Origin of the sequence: Hymenobacter montanus (genome assembly GCF_014699115.1) — a bacterium.
In the GTDB taxonomy this organism is placed as follows: Bacteria; Bacteroidota; Bacteroidia; order Cytophagales; family Hymenobacteraceae; genus Hymenobacter; species Hymenobacter montanus.
This window is the reverse complement of sequence record NZ_JACXAD010000023.1, coordinates 37,554-61,876: the sequence shown is the minus strand read 5'-3', so window position 1 is coordinate 61,876 and position 24,323 is coordinate 37,554. Positions and strand designations below refer to the sequence as shown.

General features: G+C 60.2%; 22 protein-coding genes. 6 read left to right on the top strand and 16 right to left on the bottom strand.

Going from position 1 to position 24,323, the window contains the following annotated elements; genetic code table 11:
• Nucleotides 1-3 precede the first annotated feature (3 nt).
• From IC235_RS18055 to IC235_RS18045, 3 genes are read right to left on the bottom strand one after another with little or no spacing between them, the layout of a single operon-like run.
• Nucleotides 4-1,125 carry an ABC transporter permease gene (locus IC235_RS18055; protein WP_191006604.1) on the bottom strand — a complete coding sequence of 374 codons (1,122 nt, stop codon included), beginning with the start codon at nucleotides 1,123-1,125 and terminating at the stop codon, nucleotides 4-6.
• Between the two features lie 13 nt (nucleotides 1,126-1,138).
• Nucleotides 1,139-2,119 carry an HlyD family secretion protein gene (locus IC235_RS18050; protein WP_191006603.1) on the bottom strand — a complete coding sequence of 327 codons (981 nt, stop codon included), beginning with the start codon at nucleotides 2,117-2,119 and terminating at the stop codon, nucleotides 1,139-1,141.
• 34 nt (nucleotides 2,120-2,153) lie between these two features.
• Nucleotides 2,154-2,900 carry an ABC transporter ATP-binding protein gene (locus tag IC235_RS18045; RefSeq protein ID WP_223847392.1) on the bottom strand — a complete coding sequence of 249 codons (747 nt, stop codon included), beginning with the start codon at nucleotides 2,898-2,900 and terminating at the stop codon, nucleotides 2,154-2,156.
• Nucleotides 2,901-2,985: 85 nt separating this feature from the next.
• Here IC235_RS18045 and IC235_RS18040 point away from each other — a divergent pair, with 85 nt between their 5' ends.
• Complete coding sequence (locus IC235_RS18040; protein ID WP_191006602.1) at nucleotides 2,986-3,645, top strand: MarR family winged helix-turn-helix transcriptional regulator; 660 nt, start codon at nucleotides 2,986-2,988, stop codon at nucleotides 3,643-3,645.
• A 42-nt stretch (nucleotides 3,646-3,687) separates the two neighbouring features.
• The gene (locus IC235_RS18035; protein ID WP_191006601.1) at nucleotides 3,688-4,734 is read left to right on the top strand and encodes a helix-turn-helix domain-containing protein; all 1,047 of its coding nucleotides are present in this window, start codon (nucleotides 3,688-3,690) and stop codon (nucleotides 4,732-4,734) included.
• A gap of 292 nt (nucleotides 4,735-5,026) precedes the next feature.
• Here IC235_RS18035 and IC235_RS18030 read toward each other — a convergent pair whose 3' ends face one another.
• Together IC235_RS18030 and IC235_RS18025 are read right to left on the bottom strand one after the other, a co-directional pair.
• Nucleotides 5,027-5,743 (bottom strand): LytR/AlgR family response regulator transcription factor, encoded by a 717-nt coding sequence (locus IC235_RS18030; RefSeq protein ID WP_191006600.1) that lies wholly within the window; start codon nucleotides 5,741-5,743, stop codon nucleotides 5,027-5,029.
• The gene (locus IC235_RS18025; RefSeq protein ID WP_223847390.1) at nucleotides 5,740-6,750 is read right to left on the bottom strand and encodes a sensor histidine kinase; all 1,011 of its coding nucleotides are present in this window, start codon (nucleotides 6,748-6,750) and stop codon (nucleotides 5,740-5,742) included. The genes IC235_RS18030 and IC235_RS18025 overlap by 4 nt, the downstream gene beginning before the upstream one ends.
• Nucleotides 6,751-7,035: 285 nt before the next feature.
• On the opposite strand from IC235_RS18025, the gene IC235_RS18020 reads away from it, so the two are divergent.
• Nucleotides 7,036-7,971, top strand: a complete 936-nt coding sequence (locus IC235_RS18020; protein WP_191006598.1) for a hypothetical protein — start codon at nucleotides 7,036-7,038, stop codon at nucleotides 7,969-7,971.
• Between the two features lie 224 nt (nucleotides 7,972-8,195).
• Here IC235_RS18020 and IC235_RS18015 read toward each other — a convergent pair whose 3' ends face one another.
• From IC235_RS18015 to fumC, 4 genes are all read right to left on the bottom strand, one after another.
• A complete protein-coding gene (locus IC235_RS18015; RefSeq protein ID WP_191006597.1) occupies nucleotides 8,196-8,789 on the bottom strand; it encodes a GNAT family N-acetyltransferase in 594 nt (197 codons plus the stop codon).
• 174 nt (nucleotides 8,790-8,963) lie between these two features.
• Nucleotides 8,964-9,578, bottom strand: coding sequence for a DinB family protein (locus tag IC235_RS18010; protein WP_191006596.1), 615 nt, complete (start codon nucleotides 9,576-9,578; stop codon nucleotides 8,964-8,966).
• 251 nt (nucleotides 9,579-9,829) lie between these two features.
• The gene (locus tag IC235_RS18005; protein ID WP_191006595.1) at nucleotides 9,830-10,420 is read right to left on the bottom strand and encodes a Crp/Fnr family transcriptional regulator; all 591 of its coding nucleotides are present in this window, start codon (nucleotides 10,418-10,420) and stop codon (nucleotides 9,830-9,832) included.
• 262 nt (nucleotides 10,421-10,682) lie between these two features.
• On the bottom strand, nucleotides 10,683-12,077 hold the full coding sequence (gene fumC, locus IC235_RS18000; protein ID WP_191006594.1) for a class II fumarate hydratase: 1,395 nt from the start codon (nucleotides 12,075-12,077) through the stop codon (nucleotides 10,683-10,685).
• 206 nt (nucleotides 12,078-12,283) lie between these two features.
• Between fumC and IC235_RS17995 the strand changes: the two genes are divergently transcribed.
• Nucleotides 12,284-12,661 carry a dodecin family protein gene (locus tag IC235_RS17995; protein WP_191006593.1) on the top strand — a complete coding sequence of 126 codons (378 nt, stop codon included), beginning with the start codon at nucleotides 12,284-12,286 and terminating at the stop codon, nucleotides 12,659-12,661.
• 105 nt (nucleotides 12,662-12,766) lie between these two features.
• On the opposite strand, the gene IC235_RS17990 is transcribed toward IC235_RS17995, so the two are convergent.
• Complete coding sequence (locus IC235_RS17990) at nucleotides 12,767-13,951, bottom strand: energy transducer TonB (RefSeq protein ID WP_191006592.1); 1,185 nt, start codon at nucleotides 13,949-13,951, stop codon at nucleotides 12,767-12,769.
• Complete coding sequence (locus IC235_RS17985; RefSeq protein ID WP_191006591.1) at nucleotides 13,938-14,618, bottom strand: RNA polymerase sigma factor; 681 nt, start codon at nucleotides 14,616-14,618, stop codon at nucleotides 13,938-13,940. The genes IC235_RS17990 and IC235_RS17985 overlap by 14 nt, the downstream gene beginning before the upstream one ends.
• 311 nt (nucleotides 14,619-14,929) lie before the next feature.
• On the opposite strand from IC235_RS17985, the gene IC235_RS17980 reads away from it, so the two are divergent.
• Nucleotides 14,930-16,921 carry a YfbK domain-containing protein gene (locus tag IC235_RS17980; protein ID WP_191006590.1) on the top strand — a complete coding sequence of 664 codons (1,992 nt, stop codon included), beginning with the start codon at nucleotides 14,930-14,932 and terminating at the stop codon, nucleotides 16,919-16,921.
• 389 nt (nucleotides 16,922-17,310) lie between these two features.
• On the top strand, nucleotides 17,311-17,535 hold the full coding sequence (locus tag IC235_RS17975) for a hypothetical protein (RefSeq protein ID WP_191006589.1): 225 nt from the start codon (nucleotides 17,311-17,313) through the stop codon (nucleotides 17,533-17,535).
• A 400-nt stretch (nucleotides 17,536-17,935) separates the two neighbouring features.
• Here IC235_RS17975 and IC235_RS17970 read toward each other — a convergent pair whose 3' ends face one another.
• The 5 genes from IC235_RS17970 to IC235_RS17950 form a co-directional block, all read right to left on the bottom strand.
• Nucleotides 17,936-19,000, bottom strand: coding sequence for a DUF6268 family outer membrane beta-barrel protein (locus tag IC235_RS17970; RefSeq protein ID WP_223847389.1), 1,065 nt, complete (start codon nucleotides 18,998-19,000; stop codon nucleotides 17,936-17,938).
• 109 nt (nucleotides 19,001-19,109) lie between these two features.
• Nucleotides 19,110-19,565: a DUF2147 domain-containing protein gene (locus IC235_RS17965; RefSeq protein WP_191006588.1), complete on the bottom strand. Its 456-nt coding sequence runs from the start codon at nucleotides 19,563-19,565 to the stop codon at nucleotides 19,110-19,112.
• A gap of 1,252 nt (nucleotides 19,566-20,817) precedes the next feature.
• A complete protein-coding gene (locus tag IC235_RS17960; RefSeq protein ID WP_191006587.1) occupies nucleotides 20,818-21,150 on the bottom strand; it encodes a hypothetical protein in 333 nt (110 codons plus the stop codon).
• A gap of 369 nt (nucleotides 21,151-21,519) precedes the next feature.
• The gene (locus IC235_RS17955; protein ID WP_191006586.1) at nucleotides 21,520-22,581 is read right to left on the bottom strand and encodes a PDDEXK family nuclease; all 1,062 of its coding nucleotides are present in this window, start codon (nucleotides 22,579-22,581) and stop codon (nucleotides 21,520-21,522) included.
• 119 nt (nucleotides 22,582-22,700) lie between these two features.
• The gene (locus tag IC235_RS17950; protein ID WP_191006585.1) at nucleotides 22,701-24,320 is read right to left on the bottom strand and encodes a type I restriction-modification system subunit M; all 1,620 of its coding nucleotides are present in this window, start codon (nucleotides 24,318-24,320) and stop codon (nucleotides 22,701-22,703) included.
• Between the last annotated feature and the right edge of the window lie 3 nt (nucleotides 24,321-24,323).

The window sequence follows — 24,323 nt, the reverse complement described above, 5'->3', positions numbered from 1 at the left end:
GCCTTAGCCGCGGAACACACTCGCCGGCTCCACCTGCGTGATGCGGCGGATGGCAAACACGGCCCCGGTTAGCGAAATGAGGAGGGTGATGCCAACGAAAACCAGGCGGATGGGCCAGGTAAAGGCGAAAAGGGCCCCCGATCGTCCGATTCCGAAGCGGAATCCCTCGATGGCGGCGTAGCCCAGGGCGAAGCCCAGCAAAGCCAGCAGCAAGGCCTGGAGCAGGATCAGACGGCGGATAAAGGAATTGTCCGCCCCGATGGCTTTGAGCGTGCCGTAGTCGCGCAGGCGGTCGATGGCCGACGAGTACAGCGTCAGGCCAATGATAAAGAAACCCGCCACCAAGGCGAAAGCGATGAGCGTACCCGTCGACACGCCGATGCCCGACTGTGCCAGCAGGGTCCGCTTGGTACTCCACCCCAGCTCCTGCGGCAGCCAGGCCCGCACGCCGTTGATGCTGGTGTTGATTTGGTCGCGCACCTGCCGTGGGTCGGCACCGGTCTGCAAGCGCAGCAGCAGGGCGCTGACCTTAGTTCGGGGCACGTTGCCGTAGTAGCGGGCCCGCTCCAGCGTCGTGAACAGGTAGATGGCGCCGAAGCCCCGGGCCCCGGCCGTCTGGGTGGCGATGAAGGCGCGCTTGCCCGAAATCTCAAATTCGGTGCCGAGCGTGGCCCCGCCCAGGGCTTTGCGGTCGAAGCGGTCGGCGCTGACGGCGCCGTCGCGCAGCAGGTCCGTGGGGTGGCCAGCTTCCAGGTGCCAGGGCCCGGCCGGAAACACGGGCGCCTCCGAGCCAATCACCTGCACACCAGCGTTCTTGCCGGTGCGAAACCGGGCCGAGCCGCCCGACACGACCACGGGGAAAGCCCGCGCCACGCCCGGCACCGAGGCCAACTCGCGGGCCTTGCGGGCATCGAGCAACGCCAGCGAATTGATATCCGTGGTTTTGTCGTCCACCACCCACAAATCGGCGCGGGCGTTGCTGGCCAGGGCGGCCATCGAGTCGGTCAGGTACAGAAAGATGCCAGTTTGCTGGCCGATCAGGAAGGTGGAGATAACGATGCCGAGCAAGGCCCCGAGGGACTTGGCCTTGTCGTAAAAGAGAAACTTGAGGGCGATGCGCAACATGGCGGCGGGCAGTTTAAGGACGCGCTGCGGCGCCGCCCAATTGAATCACTCCTTCCACGCGGCGGTTCAGCAGCAGGCCGCGGCCACCATCGAGCTGCAGGCGTACTTCGCGCACGCGCCGGTCTTCGGGGTCGCCGGTTTGCTCGGCAAACAGCGACTTGGCCTTCAGGTAAGGCCCCACGGCTACCACCCGGCCGATGGCGAGCGTGTCGAGGGTGCCTTCCGCCCGCACCAGGCCGGTCTGCCCCAGCCGCACCCGGTCGGCAAACAGCTCATCGACTTCCAGCAAGGCCGTCACCGGCCCCTGCGGCGCAAACTCAGCGTAGCTCTGGTTGGGGCTCAGGGCGGTGCCCGGCTTCACGCTCAGGTCGAGGATGGTGCCGGGGCCGGGGGCGCGCACCGTGCGCCGGCCCAACTCGGCCCGGGACACACGCGCGTCGGCCTGCAGTTGCTCAAGCTGGGCCTGCGCGGCGCGCAGGCTGGCTTGCAGGCGCTCCTCGTCGCGCTGGGCGCGGCGGTAGCTGGCTTCGGCGTTGTCCACGTTCTGCTGGGTTTCGGCGCCTTCGGCCGAGGCCCGGGCGGAGCGTTCGTAGAAGTCGCGGGCATTGCGCAAGGTCACCTGGGCGGAAGCCAGGGCAGCGCGGTCGGCGGCAATCTGGGCGGTCTGCGCGCCGAACTTGGCTTCGGACTGGCGCAGCCGGGCCGTTTCCACCCGGGCGGAAAGCACCAGCAGCACTTGGTCGCGGCGCACCGAGTCGCCGGCGCGCACCCGCACCTCGCGGATTACGCCGCCTTCCTCGGAGGCTAGTGACACAATCTCCTGGAGCGGCTCGATGCGGCCCAGGGCTACTAACTGGGTGGGCTGGAAGGCGGTTGGGTCGACGGGCGCCTTAGCGGCCGGTTCCGGGGCGCCGCAGGCTGTCGTCAGCAGCAGGCAAGCTAGGCAGGCGGCCGGGCGGGAGGGGCGCGTAAACGCCGGGAAAAATTGGTACATACGAAAAGCGCGTTAAGCGACGGAGGCGAAGCGGTTAGTGGTGGTCCAGGTCGGCGCCGGGCAACTGCTCTTGGGCCTGCCCATTGGCCACCTGCACCACGCGGTCGGCGAAGGGCACCAGGCGCATGTCGTGGGTGACCACGGCCAGGGCCTTGCCTTGTTGGGCGAGCTGGCGCAGCTCCTGCATCACCACGTCCACCGATTTGGGGTCGAGGGCGGCCGTGGGCTCGTCGCAGAGCATGAGCGGGGGCTCGGTGACCAGGGCTCGGGCAATGGCGATGCGCTGCTGCTCGCCGCCCGACATTTGCCGGGGCAGGGAGTGGCGCCGGTGGCTCATGTTGACCAGCTGCAGGGCGTGCGCCGCCCGGTCGCGGGCCTCGTCCGCGGGTACGCCCTGCAGCTGCAGGGGCATGAGCACGTTTTCTTCCGCCGTCAGCGGCATTACCAGGTTAAAGCTCTGGAACACGAAGCCGATGGAGCGCAGCCGCAGCCTGGCCAGGGCGCGGTCGTCGAGGTGGGTGACGTTAGTGCCGTCCACGATGACCTCGCCCGTACTTGGGTAAATCACGCAGCCGAGCAGCGAGAGCAGGGTGGTCTTGCCCGAGCCCGACGGCCCGACGATGAGCAGCAGCTCCCCGGCGCGCAACACCAAGTCAGTGGGGTGCAAGGCCGTGATTTTGGTGTCGCCGCTCTGAAATACCTTGGAGGCGCCCCGCACTTCGGCGACGACGCGGCCCGCGTTGGCGGGCATGGGCGGGGAGGCAGCTTGCGTTTTATCCATTGCCAAACTAATTTGCTTCAATATTAAAGCATCGGTCCACGGCGCGCAACGCGCTGCATGGTTTGGCCTATACATTGCCGCAAACGTGACACCCTCCTACTCCCTGTTGCAGAATCTGATTGGCCGGTTTGCCGAGTACGACCGCGCTGCCCGCCGCCCTTCGTTGGCGGATTTCGGCACTTGGCTGGCCGAGCGCGAGGCCCCGGCCGCAGACCCGGCTGAGCCGTTTTCGGCGGACCGGGCGCAGGCCCGCTACTACGATGCACTGCCGCCGGACTACCAGCTGGGTGCCTTGCTGGGCCGCCTGAGCCAATTTGCGCACCGCTACGCCGCTGAGGTGCTGGCGGGCCTGCCCGTTGGCAGCCCCCGCGAGTTTGGCGTGCTGGCGACCGTGGGCTTGCACGGCAACCCCAACAAAACGGAAGTGGCTTACACCAACCTGCTGGAATTGAGCACCGTGACCGAAATAACCCGGCGGCTGGTGCAAGCCGGCCTGCTGCGGGACTTGCCCGACCGCACCGACCGCCGCACCCGCCGCCTGCAGCTTACGCCCGAGGGCCAGCGGGTGCTCGCCGAAGCCCAACAACGCATGGGGCAGCTCAACGAGCGCCTGTTCGGCCCCTTGCCCGCGCCGGACCGGGCCCAACTGCTGCGGCTGTTGCACGCGCTGAACGACATGCACACCACCCAGTTTTTCGCCCCCAATGCCAATCCCCCCGCGCCCGACGTCCCGGCCAACGGCTAGAACCGGCGGCCCTGGTTTCCACGCACTTTTTCAACCGCAGCCATGAGTTCCATCCGAGTACTTGACCCGAACGCGTTCATGCAGGCGCAGCAAACGCAGCTGCCGTCGGCCGAAGCGGAGGCTCTCGCGCAAGTGCACGGGGGCGGCCCGTTTCCGCGGGCCAACTTCTGCTTCATATCCCGGCTCGAAGCCGACCGGCCCTACCTGCGGTTTCCCATTGCCCCGCACCGGCCCAGCTTCTACAGCATCATGGCGGTGAGCCGGGGTGATGTTGTGCGCACGGATGGGCTAAACACCTACAAGCTCGGAGCGGGCAGCATTTTTTGCCACCCGGCCGGGCGCATCACCGCCGTCGAGTCGGCTTCGGTGGAAGTGCAGGGCTACTACTGCCTTTTCGATGCGGAGTATTTTCTCGACCCCTTTAGTAACAAAGCGTTGCTCGACGAGCTGCCCGTTTTTCAGTCCGAGTTCAGCCCCGTGCTTCAGCCGGAGGGCGCCTCGGCCGATCACCTGTTCTACTTATTGGGTTGCCTGGAGGCCGAAGCCGACCACCCGCACCCCGACCAGGCCACGAGCATGGCCACGCTGCTGTACACTTTCTTTCTGGCGGCCAAAAAGCACAGCCGCAGCCTCAACACCTGGCTGTACCACAAGCAGGCCTCGGCGGCCGAGACGCTGATGCACAAGTTCAAGCGCCTGCTGCAGCAGCACGTTCTGCGCAAGAAGGCGGTGGCGGAGTACGCCGATTTGCTGGCCGTGACGCCCAACCACCTCAATCGTTGCGTCAAGCAAATCAGCGGCCGCACGGCCAAGGACATGATTCTGGACATGCTGTTGCTCGAAGCCTGTGTACTGCTCAAGCAAACCGAAGCCACTGTCTCGGAAATTGCTTACCAGCTCGGCTTTGCCACGCCTTCGCACTTTGTCAAACTCTTCCGCATCCGGCAAGGCTTCACTCCCCTGGAGTATCGCCACCGGGCCCTTGGTAGAGGTCCTCTCGGGAAACAGAGAATACAGCACGTTAAGGAATCGAGTCCAAAGCTTAATCAGTTGACTTATTTACGGCAGATTTGCGGTGACAGTACATGACGAAGCCCTAGTGGGGCGGGTATTTACAGAGGGTCACTTTACAGATGCGTAGGTACTGAGCAATCTGGTTCAGCCCCAGTTGCTGTTCGCGGCAGCGTGTGTCGGCGACGATGGCTATGGACTCGGCTTTTTACGATATACCTTGTCGGCGGCCTCCACCTGGCCCCGTGCCCACGTTGCAGCCAGCCCTGTGTGGGTGCACTTGCGAATAAGCCCTTACTCAAGTTCGGCTATTTCCAATAGCTCAACCTACCAGCAGACTTGTGCAGCTAAATGGTAACTGCACTTAGGCTTAGCTAATTCCGTAGCGCTGCAGAATGACGGCAATGTTAGGTTTGTACGAGGCACTGATAGGGATTTGCTTCTTTCCTATGAAGATAGTATTGCCATCCAAGAGCGTTATCTGCTCAATATTCACAATAAAGGATTTGTGTACGCGCACAAAAGTGTTTACTCGCAGCGTTTCTTCCAGTTGAGACAGCTTTTCTAAAACGACCAATAGCTGACTGTCGGTTTGCACCCGTACATAGTTGCCGTATCCCTCCAGATACAAAATGTCGGTGAGCACTATTTTATGTATTCTCCTGTCGGACTTTAGGAAAATAAACTTGGCGGTTAGCTCGCGCGCGGTTGACCCTCCGGCAACGACCGGCGAGACGGTACCCAGGGCCTTGTTCACTGCTTGCAAAAACCGACTAAACGCGATTGGCTTCAGTAAGTAGTCTACTACTCCATAGTCGTAACTAGCCAGCGCATAATCGGCAAAGGCGGTGGTGAGCACTACCCGCGGACGATTCGATAGTGTCTTGAGAAAATCTAAGCCCGAGAGCTCGGGCATCTGAACATCCAGAAAGACGAGATCCACCGATTGGCGACGCAAGACATTCAGGGCCTCGAGAGCATTCGCACACTTGCCTGCTAACTCCAAAAAATCGAGTTGCGCGATGTAGCCGGCCAAAATAGTTCGGGCAATAGGCTCATCGTCCACTATCAAGCACCTTATTTTCATAGCTGTATAGCCAGATGTACCGTAAACGTGTGCGGTTGGTCGTCAATAGTTAGCTGGTGGCGACCTGGATAAGCCAAGGCCAGACGTCGGCGCACGTTATCCAACCCTGTCGCCGTTCTGGTCACGTCAGCTGGTAGAGGGTGCACCGGCTTGTTATTCTCCAGATAAAAATACAGTGTGTCGGCATCCGTGCGAAGGTATCCATGCAGGTAGGGCCCGTGGGCGAGTTGGTTTATCCCGTGCTTGAACCCATTTTCTAGAAAGGGAATCAGCAGCATCGGAACCAGCCGCCCCTGCGACGGACCTTCTACCGCGAAGTGGATATCGGCCCCGTCCGGCAAGCGCAGTCGTTCCAGGGCCAGGTAGTCTTGCAGAAACTGTATTTCGCCGGTCAGTTCGGTTTTCTCGCCCCGAGTTTGCGTTAGCATATACCGCATGAGTCCCGCAAGTTTTAACACCACTTCGGCCGCACGAGCCGGCTCGTGCAGGGTCAGTCCGTACAAATTATTGAGGGTATTAAAGAGGAAATGCGGGTGCACTTGCGCCACCAGCAGGCTCAGTTCTGTTTGTAGCTGCTGCGCCTGCGCCTCCTTCGCAGTTAGTTGGCGCTGTACATCTTGCCGATAGAGCTTCAGCCCGCCGCTAATGCCTAGCAGGGCCCCTATGTTTACCAAATGCTGTACGTAAGACGTGTCATCGTCATAAAAGCGAGTTAAAACCCCAGACAGAACCGCGGCACCCAGTACCAATAGCAGCAGGACCGCCGCCGCATAGCGCAGGTAGCGCTGTTGGGAGAGCAAGGGGAGCAGCCGATACAAATGAAGGTAAACTGCTATTGCGGCCAGGGCCAGAAATACCAGTGTCTCTTCCACGCCGCTGAAGGCCCCCCCCTGGCGGTTTGGGATAGACCAGGAAACAGCGGCCAACAATAACAGCCAGAATGTGGCGTGCCACACGGCCCGGCTGTTGTGCGAGGTACTCAGCCAGGAAGCGATACGTAAGTCCATCGGGCATTCAAGGCATTAGTCGACCTATTCAAGCGTCGCAGCGGGCCGTTGAGTAGCGGTCAAAGATAGGAGTTACGGAAAACGCGGTCCCGCTTTCAGGACCAACCCCGCCAACTCCGGGGCGAAAGCCACGCTTTCCTGGGTAAGCTTGCTTTGTCCAGCAAGCAACCCCAATCACCCTGGAATCTTGGGCAGTGGCCCTTTTTGTTTTTAACCCCTCGTGCGCCGCTGTTCCTTTGACATCACTCGTGCACTGCCGCCATTTTTCCCACCCCAATGATTTAAATGAAACTGTCCAGCCAATTCCTCGTCCTCTTTTTTCTAACGGCGAACCTACTTGTCATCGCCTCGCCTCGGTCACAGGGCCAAACGTTTATCAGGCAAAAGTTTGTATGGCGGAAAGCTACCCTCAACGGTCGTGTGTATGACAAAGCCGCGCTGCTGGTTCCGGTGCGCATCCCCTCGCTGCCGAAGAAGAAATGCTTTTTACAAATAGACCTGGGGGCAGATCAGTGCTACCTGTACAAACCCATGCGCAGCAAACTAACGCCGGGCCAGGATTACGTGGAGCAGACACCTGAAAAAGTACTGTTCAAATTCACATTGTTTGGCCACCGCTACCAAAAACCTTTTGCGCTGCAGGAAAATACAGACCTGTCCCTGACAGGCGACACCCTAATCGTAGGGTTGATTGGGATTGACTTCTTTGAAAATCAGAAATTGATTCTAGACTTTCCCCGCAACGAGCTTTCGCTGGTGAGCGGGGCGCTTCCGAAGGCTTACGCCGACGCCAAAAAAATAAAGGCCCGGTACGAACAGTATCGATTCGTACTGCCCCTCGTGTACAACGGAACCGACACGCTACGCGCCTTTTATGACAGCGGAGCCAGCGAATTGGATTTGATACTGACCAAAGCGAAGTGGCAACAGGCCACGGGGAAGCGTGGGGACGAGCCGGACTTACATGAAATCAAAGGCCCAGGGCCAGATGGAAAAGAGACGGTTTCCGTTGGAGCTCCCCTGAAAGGCAGCTTAGCTGTCGGCGGACAAGTATTCACGGGAGTAGAAGCCTACTACTTGAAAGTGTTCCCATATTCACTGGAAGACATCGCCAAGCAGTCAGGTGTGTCTTTTGAGGGAGTAATAGGCAACAAGCTGTTCTACGATCACTACACCTTGATTTTTGATTTTAAAAATCAGGAGCTGCTGCTCAAGAAGTGATGCGCGTCACGTCCCGATAGCAACGTAGCTGTTTCGGTAGGCAAGTAGGCCCATGAGCTGGCAGCAGCTCGAGTTGCACAGCGAGTTTGACTTTGCCGACGAAGCCCTTTTAATTAGGAGCCCCGGCCCGGGTCGCCTGTTTAATTTCTTTACCAAAATTTTAACCAAGGCCACTATTGATCTGCACCCTTCCGGGGCTGGTCGGGGCTGGTGGATTGTTGAATTCAGCCCCGGGCTTCATATTCCTGAAAAACCGACTGGCGCAGCTCCGACCACTCCGGCTTGATGATGCTGAAGATGACGGTGTCGCGCCGGATGCCCCCTTGAGTGAGGCGGTGGCTGCGCAACGTGCCTTCCTCGGTGGCGCCCATGCGGGCCATGGCCGTGCGCGACTGGTGGTTGCGGGAATCTGTTTCCAGCTCCACCCGCTCATAGCCCAGCTGGCCGAAGGCGTGGCTCAGCAGCAGATGCTTGCAGGCCCGGTTCAGGCCGGTGCGCTGAAACTCGCGGCCAACCCAGGTGTAGCCGATGCTCAGGCGCTGGTCGGCCTCGAGCACGTTGTAGTAGCTGGTGCTCCCGGCCAGTTGCCCCGTAACACGGTCGACGATGGTGAAGGGGTAGCGCAGGCCCTGCTCGCGGGCCTCCAGGGCCTGGCGGAGGTAGGCGGCAAGGCTCACCGCATCGTCGCCGCGGGTGAGCGTGTAGCGCCACAGCTCCTTGTCGAAGGCCGCGGTCTTGAGGGCTTCAAAATCACCTACTTCTAGGGGCCGCAGGCGGACGCGGCTGTTTTCGAGAACAATGGGGGCAGAGAAATCCATGTGGACGGCAGCGAACAAGTGGAGGGCAAAGATGCTGGGTAAAAAAGAAAAGCCACCTCCCTCGCGGGGAAAGGTGGCTTAGAAGCTGGCTGGTATGCTAACCAGCACGGGTAGAGCTAGCTCAGGGTGCCATTTTTTATCCGTGCTGGCCCAGGCTAGCCCAGTACGGCGCCATCAGGCGGCCGTGGCCTCGCAGCGCTCCGGTGCTGCTGCCTGGTTGTAAGCCCCCGGCGCTGCTTCGGTTCGCAGGCTGGCCTTGGCTCGTAAGGCTTGCTGAACGTGGCGCTGCTCGTGCAGCACGACAAACTCGAAGGCTTCGCCTAACCGCATTCTTAGCAGCTTTAGAAACTCTACGGGCACCGCTTTACGGTTGAGGTCGGCTTGCTGAGCCCGGGCAAGTAGGTCCAGCAGGTGCTCCTGCTGCTGCGTAAACTCGGCCAGTACTTCCCGGCCCAGGCGGCTGCCCTGGGGGTTCATGTGCTTTAGGGTCTTGGCTTTCTTGGTGCTGCCAGGAGCCATCATACCGATGAATTTCCGCCCCAGCCAGCTATAGCCTACTGCCGCTTCGGCGGTGGGGCCGGGCTGCTGCGCCAGGGCCTGCGCCAGGCGGGGGTTGTAGTAGCGGCTGTAGCGGTTCAGGTGTTCGAGGCACTCGAGGATGCTCCAGGCCGCTGGCGCGGGCTGCTGGTTGAGCTGAGATAGCTCCAGCGGCGCGAATTCGGTGTGCACGGTGGCGAGCAACTGGCGGGTAGCCTGGCTTAGCGCGGCGAGAAAAGCAGTAGTAGTCATAGCGTTGATTTTTTACCAAAGGTCTGAGCGGTATCGTCCCGGCACCTTGATTGAAATCAATATTTAAGTGCCCGTGCCAAAGCACGCATGCTGTCTAAGCCGTCATGCCGAGCGCAGCCGAGGCAGCTCGCGGGCAGCGCTAACTCCATCGTTGGCTGAAGCGAGCGGCTTGCCTATGGCGACCTGCGGTCCGTCCCCGCGGACGTCCGAGGAGCAGGGCTGGCCTTGGACATTTTAGTAGGATTGACCGCTTACCGGAGCCGGCTCAGCGTTTCGGGCGTCATCCGCAGGTAGGAAGCCAGGTACTTCTTGGGCACGGTCTGAAAAATGTGAGGGCTCCGCTGCCGCAGCCGTTCGAGGCGTTGGGCGGGCTCGGGCAGGAGCAGGTCGATTTCGTGTTCCATGCGGCCGACCAGGGTTTTTTCCAGCTCGAAACGCCAGAGCCGGGCCAAGCCCGGACTACGGTCCAGGCAGGCCTGAAACGCGGGGCGGCCAATGGCAATCAGTCCACTCGCCCGCAAGGCCTGGATAGCGTACTCCGACGGCCGGCCCAGGGCAAACGAGGGAAAGGAGCACACCAGGTTGCCCGGATGCACGAAGCCCACGCAGATTTCCTCATCCGCCGTCGGGTAAAAGATGCGCAGGGTGCCGTGGTGCACAAAGTACAGGTACTGCTCGGTTTGACCGGGCGAAACCAGGAAGCCGTGGCGCGGCACGCGTAGCTCTCTGGTCCACCCCGCCACGAAGTCGGCCACCTCAGCGGCGGGCAGATACGGAGCGCCGCTGAGCGTATCGGTGAGCAGGGCGCGGGCGGCAGCGGCAAAGGCAGGCACGGAAGCCATGGGAGAAAGAATGGGGCGAGGAAAACGGCTTCAAAATACCGAAGTTCTGCGCTCACTCAAGGGCCAAGGCTATTTGTGCAGTAGCATTGAGCCACCAGCTCTGGTAGAAACGCTACCCGTGGCACCTCATCTTAGGGCCCGGCGCCTCGCTCAATTAACGCCGACTTGCAAAACCGAAAGCGGTCCCAATACGCATAGGAGCGTACTGGGACCGCTTTCTTCCGCTCCGGGCGAGGTCGCCAATCGTGAGCAGGGTGCTTGCTTACCGGCCCACCATCTCTTCGGGTTTCAGCCACTCGTCGAACTCGGCTTCGGTGACGTAGCCAAGCTGTAGGGCGGTTTCCTTGAGGGTGGAGCCGTTTTTGTGGGCCGTTTGGGCAATCTCGGCGGCTTTGTAGTAGCCGATATGCGGGTTGAGCGCCGTGACCAGCATCAGGCTGCTGTCGACGTGCTTCTGAATGTTGGCTTTGAGGGGCTCGATGCCCACGGCGCACTTGTCAGTAAACGACTGGCAGACGTCACCGATGAGGCGGGCCGAGTGCAGGAAGTTGTAAATCATCATCGGCTTGAACACGTTCAGCTCGAAGTGGCCCATCGAGCCGCCGACGCTGATGGCCACGTCGTTGCCCATTACCTGGGCGGCCACCATGGTCATGGCTTCGGCCTGGGTGGGGTTCACCTTGCCGGGCATAATGCTGGAGCCTGGCTCGTTGTCGGGGATGTGAATCTCCCCGATGCCGGCGCGCGGGCCCGAGCTGAGCATGCGGATGTCGTTGGCTATCTTCATCAGGCTCACGGCCACGGTTTTCAGGGCACCGTGCGCTTCCACGATGGCGTCGTGGGCGGCCAGGGCCTCGAACTTGTTTTCGGCCGAAACGAAGGGCAGTCCGGTGAGCTCAGCAATGTACCGGGCCACGTTCTCGGAGTAGTTGGGCGGAGTGTTGATGCCCGTGCCCACGGCCGTCCCGCCGAGGGCCAGCTCGCTCAGGTGGGCCAGCGTGTTGCGGATGGCGCGCAGGCCGTGGTCGAGCTGCGACACGTAGCCCGAAAACTCCTGGCCCAGGGTGAGCGGCGTGGCATCCATGAAGTGGGTGCGGCCGATTTTCACGATGTCCATGAACTCTTCCGACTTGGCTTTCAGCACGTCGCGCAGGCGTTCGATGCCGGGGATGGTGGTTTCCTGCAGGATTTTATAGGCCGCGATGTGCATGGCCGTCGGGAAGGTGTCGTTGCTGCTCTGGCTCTTGTTGACGTCGTCGTTGGGAGCCAGCGCTTTCTTCTCGTCGGCGAGCTGGCCGCCTTGCAGCACGTGGCCCCGGTAGGCAATCACCTCGTTCATGTTCATGTTGCTCTGGGTGCCCGAGCCGGTTTGCCACACCACCAGCGGGAAGGAGTCGGCAAGCTGGCCGGCCAGAATTTCGTCGCACACTTTGCCAATGAGCTCAGCCTTTTCGGCGGGCAGCACGCCAGCGTCGCGGTTGGTGAGGGCGGCCGCTTTTTTGAGGTAGGCGAAGGCCGCGATTATTTCCTTGGGCATCCGGTTGATGTCCTGGGCAATGGGGAAATTCTCGATGGAGCGCTGCGTTTGGGCGCCCCAGTAGGCGGTAGCGGGTACCTGCACGGTGCCCATGGTGTCCTTTTCGGTGCGGAAATCCATTGGTGGGGTGATGGGGTAATGAAGGAATGAGGTGATGGAGCCGGCGGCAGGGCGCAAAAGTACACCGCCGAAACGCGGCTTTTATCCGTAACCGACCTGGCTGCCGCAAGGCTTATCGCGTACACAAGGCCTGGCCCTGGCTGGGGCATTTAGTACACTTCGCTTCAAACAGCTTCTCAACGCCCCATCACTTCAGCACCTAAAAAATGAGTTCGATTAAACAAGTCATTGAAATCCTGGCCTCCTCGGAGAAAAGCTTTGAAGACGCCCTGCAGCGCGCCGTGGAGAAGCTAAGCTCCTCCGTGCTCAACATCTCCTCCATCTACATCAAAGACCAGAGCTGCCAAGTGCGCGACAACCGCATCGTGGAGTATCGCATTACGGCCAAGGTCAGCTTCGGTGCCCCGTCAGAAGGGCTCGACCCGAAGCCCATCCGCACCTTCACCGAAGTTCCCGCCGCGGGCGGCAACGGCGCTCCCGACTATAGCCAGGTAGCCATAAAAACCGAACCCGACCTGCCCCGCGAAGTGGAGCCCGGCGGCAGCGCCACCGAGCCCGAAAGCGGCGGAGGCTACAGTGGCTAGCTGAGGGGTCGGCTCTCGTTCCGTTCGCGGTTCTGCCGAGCCGGTGACGCATGGGGCCCAGGAGGGGCCACCAGCTGCGCCTGGCATAGGGAATAGAATACCGCTCTAAAATGGCACCGTCACCTCCATGGGCAGCGGGGCCCGGCGCCCGCCGGCAATGCCGGGCTGCCAGGCGGGCCCTTCGCACACGATGCGCAAGGCTTCGGCATCGTAGTCGGCGCGCAGGCCACGGGTTACTTTCAAGTCGCTCAGCTTACCGTCGGGCCCCACCACGAACCGCACGCGTACGTTTCCGTCCAAGCGCGAGGCGTTGGCTTCCGGGACGAAGCCCCCGGCCTCCCGGCGCAAGTATTCGCGCAAGGCCAAGGTGCCGCCCACCGGCGCCGGAGCAATGGCGGGCGCGGCCGGCATGGGTGTATTTGCTACGCGAGCGGGGGCCAGGCCTCCGGCGACTATTTCGGCCGATGATGCTTTACTCTTCGCCATAGAACGGTTGGCCGCTATGGTCGGCGGGGGGGCAACAACGGTATCGGTGACCGGGGCCTTTTGGTCTCGGCGCTCGTCGTTTTCTTTGGCGGACGTCGCCTCGGCAAGCTTTCCGCGAGCAGCTCCTACGGTAACTTCGCTCAGGGCCGGGGCGCCCAGGGGCTCGCCTGGAGCGTCGCCGGCGGCCTCCGCCGCGGGTACTTTGGCGTCCTCGGTAACGTCAGGTAAAACATTGTTGGCTAGTTCTCTCTCTCGCCCTACTGCTTTGCGCGACGACGGAGCCCGGGACAACGCGGCGTAGCTGTCTTTGGCCGGTGCTATTGGCGCGGTTGCCACTGGAGCGGACGAGTCGGGCGTCGGGGCGACAGGTTCGGGAAGAGAAACGCGGGGTGCCGACCCCTCCCGGGCGTTGTACTGGGGGCGGGTGGTAGTGGTGGTGGCGATATCGGGAGCCGTGGTTGCGTGTTGCTCCCAACCCCAGATGCCGGCCCCCACTGCGCCGAGCAAAGCTGCCGCGGCGGCGATGCGGGGTACGGCCCAGCGAGTGGCCGCGGGCTCGGCCCTGCTAAGCCGGGCTTGCAGGCGACTGCTCAGCTCGGCCACCGCCCGGTCGGTGGTGGCGGCGTCAGTCATCGAAAAACCTTCCACCAAATCGCTGCAGCGCTCGCAATCAAGAAGATGGGACTCGATGCGGTGCTCCTCGGCCGGGGCCAGGGTGCCGGCCGCGTACGCGCGCAGCTCGGCCGTGCCCGGGTGGGGGCCGGGGATGGGCGGCGGGGCAAAAGGCGAGTCAGCGAGCAACATGGAGCGGGTTGTTATTGGTAGGGGGAACAGGGGGAGTAGTGGCTGCCTTACCGGGCGGCTCCAGCTGGCGGCGGAGCATGCGCTTGCCGTTCTGTAAGTGGCTTCGCACCAAGCTCAGTTCCAGGCTGGTTTCGGTGGCAATCTCGCGGTACGATTTTTTTTCGAGGTAAAACAATTCAAGGCAACGACGCTGGGCCGGGGGCAGCTGAGCCAGGGCCGCCTCCAGGCTTTGCAGGCGCACTTCGGTTTCTTCAGCTTCCGCGGCGGCCCCTTCTTCCCCTTGCAGATGCCGGGCCCCGGCAATTTCCACATCGGTGGCATCGGGAAAGCTGAGAATGAGCGGCCCGGCGCTGGGGCCGGCGCGTTTGCGGGCCCGCAGCTGCATGAGGCAGTGGTTGCGGGCGGTGGTGTGCAGCCAGGCCGGGAAGTTGTCGGGCGCGTGGGTGCGTAAGGCTTTCACCAAGTGCTCGAACAGCTGCATCACGGCATCCTGGGCGTCCTCGTCGGGCGGAGCGAGGTAGCGCCGGCACACGGCAAACGCTTCGGGCAGGTAGCGGTCGTAGAGCAGGCCGAGGTCGGCCAGGTCGCCGCGCAGGCGGTAGCGGGCCAGCAGCTCCTGGTCGGAGAGTGGTGCCGTGGCGGGCGTCGAAGAGCGGCGGAAGAACATTCGGCTGGGAAGTTAGGGCTGCGCCGCGTCATCCCCGCACCAACAACGTCGTCTGACGACGTTTTTCAGGCAATTAATCACTAAAGCCGGAATGGTTTGAAGATAACAAAGCGAGTTCGTACCGCGAATATCCGGCATTTATACAGTTCGCAGCCATATGGCCCACCTACGCAGCTTGCGCTTGTCAGGCCGTAACCGCTCACGCCGATTCGGGGCTCGACTACCAAAAAGCATTGAATCACCACCAGCCCGTGTGTAATCGGTCCTGGCCCGGCATCAGGTCAGCAAGTTTCACCAACCTCCTTGCCGCCATGAGAAACCTGTTGCTGCTCCCCTTCCTCCCCTTGCTGCTGGGCTCATTGCCCGTTGCGGCGCAATCAACGCCACTCCCTGCTTCCAATAGTCGGCCGGTACCGCCGGGCCCTACCAAAGACTGGGTGGTTTCCGGGCAGGTACGCGATCAGAGCAATCACCTGCCCCTCCCGGGCGTGATGGTGAGAGTAAAAGGTACCTCTCTTGGCACCCTCACCAACTCCGATGGCACCTACTCTCTGCTGGTACCAGGTGCGGCCCGCGCCGTGCTAGTGTTCCAATTCGTTGGTTACAAGTCGGTGGAGCGCCCCGTGGGCCAAGCGCATACCATCAACCTCACGCTGGAAGCGGATACCAAACAGTTATCAGAAGTAGTGGTGACTAGCACGAGCCGGCCGGTTCAGAAGTCCCGCTCCCCCCGCAAAGTCAAAGAGAACCGCGCAGCCAGAGGTTTGAAAGGTGAATCACTAGCGGATGCCGAATATGATGCAATCTCAGATGCCCGCGCCCCCCAAGCTTCACCGGTCGTGATGCCGGCCCGCGACGAAGCGGGGGCTGGCGACACTTACGCTCACGTCCAGGAAAACGGGTTTTTCGACGCGAAGAAAGTCCCGCTCAGTACTTTTTCCCTGGATGTGGACAATGCCAGCTACACCAACGTTCGCCGCTTCCTGAACGAAGGCCAACTGCCCCCGCGCGATGCCGTGCGGGTCGAAGAAATGCTGAATTACTTCCACTACAGCTACCCCGCCCCGCTCGCCACCTCGCCCGACCCCGTGCGCGTCAGCACCGAGCTGGCCGCCTGCCCCTGGAACCCCGCCCACCAGCTGGCGCGCATCGGGATTCAGGCCCGGAAGGTGGAAACGGCCCAGCTACCCCCGGCCAATCTGGTCTTCCTGGTCGATGTGTCGGGCTCGATGGATGAAGCCGACAAGCTGCCCCTCGTCCAAGCCGGCCTGAAGCTGCTGGTGAAGCAATTGCGGCCCCAGGACCACGTGGCGCTGGTGGCTTACGCCGGAGCAGCGGGCCTGGTGTTGCCGCCCACGCCCGGCTCGCAGCCGCAGGTGATTCTCGACGCTATCGACCGGCTGCAGGCGGGTGGCTCCACCGCCGGCGGTGCGGGCCTGCGCCTGGCGTATTCCACGGCCCGGCAAAGCTTCAATAAGAATGGCAACAACCGCGTCATCCTCGCTACCGACGGCGACTTCAACGTGGGTGAAAGCTCTGAGCAAGCTCTAGAACAGCTGATCGTGGACCAGCGCGAAAGTGGCGTGTTCCTCACGGTGCTAGGCTGCGGGCGCGGCAACCTCCGCGACGCCCGTATGGAAGCCCTGGCCGACAAGGGCAACGGCAACTACGCCTACCTCGACAATCTGGATGAGGCCGGCCGGGTGCTGGTGGCGCAGTTCGGCGGCACGCTCTTCACGGTGGCCCAGGACGTAAAGCTGCAAATCGAGTTCAACCCGGCCCGGGTGGCCCACTACCGGCTCGTGGGCTACGAGAACCGGCTATTGGCGGCCGAGGATTTCAACAACGACCGCAAAGACGCCGGCGAGCTGGGCGCGGGGCACACGGTAACGGCCCTGTACGAAATCGTGCCCGTGGGCAGCAGCCAGCCGGTAGTCGACGTGCTCAAGTACCAGCAGCCGGCTTTCCTGAACCCCCAACCAGCCACGGCCGAGGTGCTGACGGTGAAACTGCGCTACAAAGAGCCACGGGGCACCACCAGCAAGCTCCTGGCCCAGGCCCTGGCCGGCGCACCCGCCAGCATCGAAAAAGCTTCGGTCGATTTCCGCTTTGCCGCCGCCGTGGCGCAGTTTGGCCTGCTGCTGCGCCAAAGCGAGCAGCGTGGCAGCGCTACCTGGGCCAGCACCGAGCAGCTGGCCAACGGGGCCCGCGGCGCCGATGCCGACGGCTACCGCGCCGAACTGGTGCGGCTCGTCCGCCTGGCCCAAGGCTTGAGCGGCAGCAGCGCCGTAGGAGCACGGTAGCATTCGCGGGGGTGAAAGCTTGATCCCGCACTGTGCCACCCGGCTATCGGTTGCCAGAAAGTAGGCAAGGGCCCCGTCCGGATTTTCCGGCGGGGCTTTCCCTTCCTGGGTTTAGGAAACACCAGTTCAAAAGTTGGGGCCTGACCGGCTGAAGTATGACGCCTGGGGCGGGTGTACCTGATCAAGCTCACCAATAAGTTTCACTCTCGCAGTGATCTATGCTACGCGCTATCATCATCCTGATTGCCGCTACCTGGGCCATAAGCTGTAGCAACGAACCAAAAAATAGGGGCCGGCTACCAACTGAGTCTACCGAAAGGAAGGTATCCAATTCGCGCTTGTTGAACCTAAGAGGCAGGTGGCGGATTGCCGACGGCGCCTCTTTCTTTTTGTCAGCCCGTTTCAACGACAGCACCGTCGTGGTGGATACCCGCGGCGATACCATCCTTACCTTTTCTTATCGGGTACGGCCAGGCACGTTGGAGCTTAATAATCCGGCAGATAAGGCGGCGCCCTACCGTCAGCCACTGAGGAAATACGCCGGCAATAGCTTTGAGCTGCCTTCGCTGCTGGGAGAAAAGTATCCGCATCACTTTATTCGCACCAACCCATAATCTGCCTGCTTGAATAAAGCTGCTGATAAGATCCCAGGTCCGTTCACGCTGGAAGCTATACCCCACCCCATCTCTATAGCGGTTTTCAGCTCAGTGTACAGTTCGCAGCCGGGAAAACCGCACCCCCGGCCCCGGTTCGCTTCATGCGCGAAGCCCCAGGGGAGGGGAGCCAGACGTCGTATACACTGACTATGAAATTACTCTAAAAATGCGGCTGAGGTAGCGGCCCCGATGCCAGCGGCTACCGCCCGAGCTGGGGCGGCTCGTACGCCGGGCGCAAGGGTTGCGCAGCGCGGTAGAAGCCTAATAAAGTGAGGCTGAACCCCGCAAGCTAAAAAGGCTCCTCCGCTGTAGCGGAGGAGCCTTTTTGGTTTCGTAAAGCGTTGAGCAGAAAACGCCGTTAGGGGCTGACCAGGTTCAGGCTGAGGTTGAAATACAAGGGGTTGGTTAGCTTGTTTTTGAAGAGTGCGGGCTCCGAGCCCAGCGTGCTTTCGCGCTCGCCGGTCACATCTTGGTTGCGGAAAGCGTCGTTGCGGTAGTTGTAGCGCAGCCCCGCCTGAGCCGATACCCACACGAAGCCTATCAGTTGGCGCTCGTAGCTGAGGCGGGGCTTGAGCTCGCCACGGCGCAGGTACACCTCGTCGGCACCTATTTTGCCCAGGTAGTACGTGTTGCCCTCCAGCTCATAGCCAAATTTCAGCAAGGCATTGGTGCCGAAGTTGCGGCGGATCTCGGCGCGGGCCGGGAACACTATTTCGCAGCCCCACTGTGGCGAAAACGTGCGGTTGTAGAGCAGCACCGGAATGTAGAGCAGCTGCCCGGCACGGTAGGTGCGGCTCAGGCCGACGCCCCACTGCAGGTTGTCGTTGGGTTTCCAGCCGTAGATAGCCGTGCCGCTGTACGTAAAGTGCTCGCTCTTTACCTCGTTGAAGCCGCGGTAGTTGCCGTTGGCGTCGAGGTTGAACTGGAGAATGAGAAAGTGCTTGTTGTCGAAGGGGTTGAAGATCGTCGTGTTCACGCCGGTCGTGCGCAGGCCATCCTTCAGCTGGGCGAAGTAGGGCGACCGTTCGGCATTGGCCAGATCCAGGCCCGTGTTCCAGTAGGTGAGGCCGACGTTAAAGATAAAATCGTTGCGCGAGACCACGGGGGCATTGAAAGCCAGCCGGAGGCCGCGGGCCGAGTTAACGCGGGTTTCGACGGCCGGAGCCGTGTTCGCGGGCAACGGGCCGGTACTGGTCAGGGTGTACGGCAGCTGCGCTTCGTAGCCCACCGAAATCAGCTTAGTGGGGGTGATATAGAGGACTTTTTGGGTGTTGTAGCTGGTGCCCCCCGTGCCGGCATCGCCAAAGTCGTCGAAGTTTTCGTCGGTGGCCGGGGGAGCCGTGCGGGTGGTGTCGGTGACTTGAGCCGTGGCGGGGGCCGTAGCCAGCAGGCTGGCCGCCAAGGCGAAGTAGAGGTATTTCATGCCGTAAGATCAGGTGGTGCGGTATGATGGGAAGACTATTTAAAAGAAGCTCTCCCTAACCCCATACCACGAATGGCAGGGGGCCGGGAGAGCCAGAACCGTCGGACGATTATTTTTTAACCTGTCGTTTCCACACATCGGTACGCCCGAAGAGCGAGACCCCAATAAAGCCGCGAACCTCCAGCGTGTTGGGATCGACTAAAGTCATTTGGCAGCTGTAGTCGTTGCCGTTTTTGGGGTCGTAGATCTTGCCTTCCTCCCACTTGTTGTCGCCGGTGAAGGTGAAGTCGCGCATGTTTTCCAAGCCCTTGAGCGGGGTCTTACGCTTGGCTTCGTCGGGGTTGTTCACATCAGTGCGGGGGGTGCCGTCGGGGTTGTTGGGCACTTTCAGCCACACGATGCGCCCGAAGTACTTGTCTCCTTTTTTGAAAATCTGAATCATGCCGGTGCCTTCCCCATTCTTCCAGACCCCCAGCACGGCATCCGGGTTAGGCGCGGCCTGGACTGAGAAGGCGGCTGCCAATAAACTAAGGAGCAAAGCGAGTCCAAAAAAACGTCTGGTCATGGTGAGAATTTAATAAAAGGAGAAAAAGGGTTTGAAAACAAATGTATAGCACAAAGTCAATCAACCGAATGGTTTTAAATCATTAGGCAAACAGTTTTCCAGGCCTCATTGCCGGGGGTGCCGTACGCCGTGGCCGGGTACGTCCTATTTGCCACTGCATGGCTCTCAGTCCGGCTCTCGCTACACCCGAGCTTATTAGGAATGAAAACCCACGCCTTCGGGTTGGCCTGCTTTTAGTTGCCGCCTTGGGCAGTTCGGCACCAGCCTAGCAGGTTTATCCTGGCGCTTATGGCAAGCTCAAGTGCACGCCATCCCCAGTCCAGGAGCAGACATGCCGCACGGGTGCTTACGGCACCAAGCCCGTAGCTGGAAAATAAACGAGGCCCCACTGCTACACCAGTGGGGCCTCGTTTAATAGCATATTTCGGATATGGGTTACAAGCAATAAGCGGAAAGGAATACAGCGACCAGGATAGCTAGCTATTAAATGGGCTTAAGCAGGAATACTAAGCCAACACCTGCATACTCGGTTTTGAGTATCGAAAAGGTTGCCTGGGGCTATACAATTTTAGGCCCTGGTCGTAGTCAGCAGTCAGGCCCAGCCCGATTTCAAACCGATTGCCCCAGACTTAGCTTGCTGGAAAAAGCAACCGCGTGCCAGCGGTTGGGAGTGTTAAGCATCTGGTTATATTCATTGATTATCAATGAATAAAGTTTAAATAGGGTGTTGCTGCTGACCAGGAACGAGGCTTGCGGGCTACTCAACCAGCACCTGGTATTTACAGACTAACTGGCGCAGAAAAAAAATAAAGACCGCTTAAAAAACGGCATATTCTAGTGAACCGCTATTCTAGTACCTCATGGCTAGGCCACGGTACCTTGCGGCCGTGAGGCTAACCGCGGGAAGGAAAGTTGGGGTGTTGGGCTAGTGAAGGCATTGGCCTATTGCCACGGCCGGATAGTCGCTAAGGGTCCACCGGTTAGAGTTGGTGCGCGTGCCCAGGAAGTACGCAAAGCTCTTACTCAAGAAACTGCTGATTCTGAAGCTGCTGGCCGGGCTCGAGCCATGCTATTGCGTAGAGCCTGCTGCACACGCCGTACTCATAAACTGCTAATAAATCCGTCGTAATAGCTGGTAGACAGGTACCGCAGGTCGTTATACGCAGGGAAACCATTGCCCGGAAACTGGCGCAATCAAGAAACGCCCTAACCTCACCGTTGGAGCTTGCTCACCACCAGATTATACCCGCTTCTATTTTGGCTGGTAGCCGGGCTTTTCGCCCGATCGAGGCTTCTTCTTGCCTGGAGCTGGAGATTCGCTGGTGAAAAGCCCGCGCACGTGTTGAAACAGCTTCTTGGCCAGGGGCGGGGCGGGCGCCGGTCGACTAACAGGACGGGAGCGCCTAACTATCCACTGCTCCCGAAACTCGCGCCGCGTCAGGGTTTGCTCCGGGTGATCCATCCCCGGAAACCGAAAGCTCATACCATCCTGGTGCTCACACAGCTCCATCTGGTACGTCCAGCCGTACTTGAAGTCAGGGGTATGCGGGCCTCGGTAGGTGGCCGGTACCAGTTTAAATTCCATGTCTGAAAGTACAACACGGCAACCTTCACTTTAGCGATCTAGGCTATTTTCTTTTGCTATAGAGTGAATTTTTTTGAAGAATATTTTTTGTGATTGGGAAATAGCAAGTTTATATATGCCGTTTTGAAGGGTTGGCAACTGTTGATCTCATCGTACATTCTGATCAGGTCAGCCAGTACATGGTCATCTACTTTAAAAGCCAGTTCACCTGTCACTGTGCCCGGTAAAGCATGAGCCGGTGCGGCAACTGTTACGAACTGCTTGACGGCGGCTGTTTCCTGGACTTAGCGAATACCCAGTATTAGGCCCGTTTTGAATACAGGCAAGCTGGGAAGACCCCATCCAAGCCTATCGCACACTGCGTCAGGGTTAGTTTACAGCCTCGGCCGTTATGGATTCTCCGGCCTGTAACCCTGCCCATACCTCGTCGGCCAATTCTACCAAATTGCGCCCGTCTTTTAGGGACCAATGACGCCCTGCCTGCATTCCTGCTGGGCGGGTACCCTCGGGATGAAACCGGGCAAAAATTGTTTGTGTCAGATTCATCAACGAATACACCTGGCCGTCTAAAGCCCAGCGTACAGTATAGAGTTTACCCTGGCGCGGCAAAATTTCCGCCCGAAAGACGTTTTCATCTGACGATGCTTTCGCCTCAGGGCTGATGTAAGCGGGCAGGCGGTCGCTGAGGTAGATACTATCCCCTTCCTTCAGGTACCCGTTATCCATTAATAGGGTGAAGGTTTCTGTCCGGCCGCTCTGCGCGGCTTGCTGTTCCTTCCCTCGCTCCTTATTCTCTAGCTCAACCATATACTGATTGGCTTCCTGCAAAGGAATAATTTTGGTGGGTACCACCACCACCTTATCGTCAACCTTATACGGGACGATGCGCACACATGAAATATCCAGCTCGGTTTGGTTTAACCATAGGACGGTAGTCGTGAGCTCTGTTGAGAAGTTCTCAGAGCATAGGATAATGCGTGGCCGGTTCGACAGTTCCTTGAACGTGTCGTTCTGGGTTACGAACTCCTGAATAAGTTCCTGGGCCCGAATCGCTGTCATATCCGCCAGCCCTACATACTTCTGCTGGTAGTGCACGAAGTAAGGCAGTAGCTTCTCAATGGTCATTGTGGAGACCATGGCAGCGTAGCGGAGGGCTTGCAGGTCGGCGTAGCTGGCTAGTCCGTCCCTTTTCAACTCAACCACTACCAGATTGCCGCGGCGGTCCAGTGCCAGTAAGTCCAGGCGGTCGGCGCTTTGCTTAAAGCGGTCAAACTCCATGCTCACTACCAACAGGTCTTCGCCCAGGATTTCGGGCGCCTGACGCACCCATTCCTGAATGTGGGCTCGTTCCCAAATCGCAAGCGCGTTGAACGTGCCCGCTTGCACTTGCGTGAATTGCTTGGGGTTTTGGGTAGGGATTACTAAAAGCATCTTGTTAGAAAGTAAGTAATTCTGAACCTCGGGCAAGCTGCGTTACGGCACTAACCATATCTGACAACCTCTTGGCAGGTCCAAGCCGAAACCAGTAGTATCCTTTGGAAGCATCCCCTTTAAATAAGAGGCAAGCCGAGCTCTTGCAGAAACGCGTTATGGCGGGCGGTGGCAGCAGCAATGTCTTTCTCGATGTCTACCAGCTTCCGATGTACTTCGTCCAGCTTGATTTCCTCTTCGGAAGTGGCCGTGCTCACGTAGCGCGAGATGTTCAGGTTGTAACCGTTTTGCTCGACCTCGGCCATGGGCACGCGGCGCGAGTACCGGGCTTCTTCGCTCCGTTCGCGGTAGGTGGCTACTATTTTTTCGATGTCGGCGGGGCGCAGGAAGTTCTGGCGCTTGCCTTTCTCATACTCCTCGCTGGCGTTGATGAACAGCACGTCGTCGGGCTTCTTGCACTTCTTCAGCACCAGGATGCAGACGGGTATGCCGGTGGAGAAGAACAGGTTGGCGGGCAGGCCGATGACGGTGTCGAGGTGGCCGTCCTTGAGCAGCTTGGTACGGATGCGCTCCTCGGCCCCGCCCCGGAAGAGCACGCCGTGGGGCAGGATGATGGCCATGGTGCCTTCCGGGCTCAGGAAGTGGAAGCCGTGCAGCAGAAAGGCAAAGTCGGCGGCCGACTTGGGGGCGAGGCCGTAGCTCTTGAAGCGGAAGTCTTCGCCCAGGGCCTCGGTGGGCTCCCAGCGGTAGCTGAAGGGCGGGTTGGCCACGATGGCGTCGAACTGCGCCTTTTTGGCCGGGTTCAGCTCGTTCAGCAAGTCCCAGTCGTTCTTGAGGGAATCGCCGTGGTAGATGTCGAACTCGGTGTCCTTCACGCCGTGGAGCAGCATGTTCATGCGCGCCAGGTTGTAGGTGGTGATGTTCTTCTCCTGGCCGTAAATCTTGCCGATGCTTCCCCCATGCTCACGCATGTGCTGGCGCACATTCAGCAGCAAGGAGCCCGAGCCGCAGGTGATGTCGAGCACCCGCTCGAGCTTGGCGCGCTTGCCGGCGGCGGGGTTCTGGCTGTCGAGCACCACGATCTCGGACAGGATGGTAGAGATAGGTTGGGGCGTGTAGAACTCACCGGCCTTCTTGCCACTGCCGGCCGCAAACTGGCCGATAAGGTACTCGTAGGCGTCGCCGAGGGTGTCGGCGTCGGTCGAGAACTGGCCGATGCCTTCGGCAATTTTCTGGATGATGGTGCAGAGCTTGGCGTTGCGCTCGGCGTAGCCGCGGCCCAGCTTCTCGGAGTTGAGGTTGATTTCGGAGAAGAGGCCCTGGAAGGTGCTGTTGAACGATTTTTCCTCGATGTACTTAAAGCCCTCGCCTAGGGTAGTGAGCAGCTCGCCGTGCTGAGTACGGGCCAGCTCGGCGATGTGGCTCCACAGGTGCGGGGGCTCGATGACGTAGTGCACGCGGCGGCGCATGAGCTGCTCGAAGGCGGGCACGTCGACGGGGTTCTCATTGTACCAGATCTCCAGGGGAGTACATACTCTCAGCTTTTTCATGACATCGGCTGGGGTATCCGGATAGTCCGGACCCAGCTCCTTGCGGGCGGCAGTCTCGTAGTTGTCGGAGAGGTAGCGCAGGAACAGGAACGACAGCATGTAGTCGCGGAAGTCGTCGGCGTCCATCATGCCCCGGAGCTGGTCGGCAATGGCCCAGAGCGTTCTGCCTAGTTGGTTTTGGGTACTCATAAA

Bases quoted from the DNA above. Each gene is read 5' to 3' on its own strand.
- IC235_RS17950 (WP_191006585.1), bottom strand. From the start codon at position 24,320: ATGAGTACCCAAAACCAACTAGGCAGAACGCTCTGGGCCATTGCCGAC.
- IC235_RS18050 (WP_191006603.1), bottom strand. From the start codon at position 2,119: ATGTACCAATTTTTCCCGGCGTTTACGCGCCCCTCCCGCCCGGCCGCC.
- IC235_RS17985 (WP_191006591.1), bottom strand. From the start codon at position 14,618: ATGTTCTTCCGCCGCTCTTCGACGCCCGCCACGGCACCACTCTCCGAC.
- IC235_RS18025 (WP_223847390.1), bottom strand. From the start codon at position 6,750: ATGGACTTACGTATCGCTTCCTGGCTGAGTACCTCGCACAACAGCCGG.
- IC235_RS17970 (WP_223847389.1), bottom strand. From the start codon at position 19,000: ATGAAATACCTCTACTTCGCCTTGGCGGCCAGCCTGCTGGCTACGGCC.
- IC235_RS18030 (WP_191006600.1), bottom strand. From the start codon at position 5,743: ATGAAAATAAGGTGCTTGATAGTGGACGATGAGCCTATTGCCCGAACT.
- IC235_RS17995 (WP_191006593.1), top strand. From the start codon at position 12,284: ATGAGTTCGATTAAACAAGTCATTGAAATCCTGGCCTCCTCGGAGAAA.
- IC235_RS17990 (WP_191006592.1), bottom strand. From the start codon at position 13,951: ATGTTGCTCGCTGACTCGCCTTTTGCCCCGCCGCCCATCCCCGGCCCC.
- IC235_RS17965 (WP_191006588.1), bottom strand. From the start codon at position 19,565: ATGACCAGACGTTTTTTTGGACTCGCTTTGCTCCTTAGTTTATTGGCA.
- IC235_RS18045 (WP_223847392.1), bottom strand. From the start codon at position 2,900: ATGGATAAAACGCAAGCTGCCTCCCCGCCCATGCCCGCCAACGCGGGC.
- IC235_RS18005 (WP_191006595.1), bottom strand. From the start codon at position 10,420: ATGGCTTCCGTGCCTGCCTTTGCCGCTGCCGCCCGCGCCCTGCTCACC.
- IC235_RS17960 (WP_191006587.1), bottom strand. From the start codon at position 21,150: ATGGAATTTAAACTGGTACCGGCCACCTACCGAGGCCCGCATACCCCT.
- IC235_RS18055 (WP_191006604.1), bottom strand. From the start codon at position 1,125: ATGTTGCGCATCGCCCTCAAGTTTCTCTTTTACGACAAGGCCAAGTCC.
- fumC (WP_191006594.1), bottom strand. From the start codon at position 12,077: ATGGATTTCCGCACCGAAAAGGACACCATGGGCACCGTGCAGGTACCC.
- IC235_RS18015 (WP_191006597.1), bottom strand. From the start codon at position 8,789: ATGGATTTCTCTGCCCCCATTGTTCTCGAAAACAGCCGCGTCCGCCTG.
- IC235_RS17980 (WP_191006590.1), top strand. From the start codon at position 14,930: ATGAGAAACCTGTTGCTGCTCCCCTTCCTCCCCTTGCTGCTGGGCTCA.
- IC235_RS17955 (WP_191006586.1), bottom strand. From the start codon at position 22,581: ATGCTTTTAGTAATCCCTACCCAAAACCCCAAGCAATTCACGCAAGTG.
- IC235_RS18035 (WP_191006601.1), top strand. From the start codon at position 3,688: ATGAGTTCCATCCGAGTACTTGACCCGAACGCGTTCATGCAGGCGCAG.
- IC235_RS18010 (WP_191006596.1), bottom strand. From the start codon at position 9,578: ATGACTACTACTGCTTTTCTCGCCGCGCTAAGCCAGGCTACCCGCCAG.
- IC235_RS18020 (WP_191006598.1), top strand. From the start codon at position 7,036: ATGAAACTGTCCAGCCAATTCCTCGTCCTCTTTTTTCTAACGGCGAAC.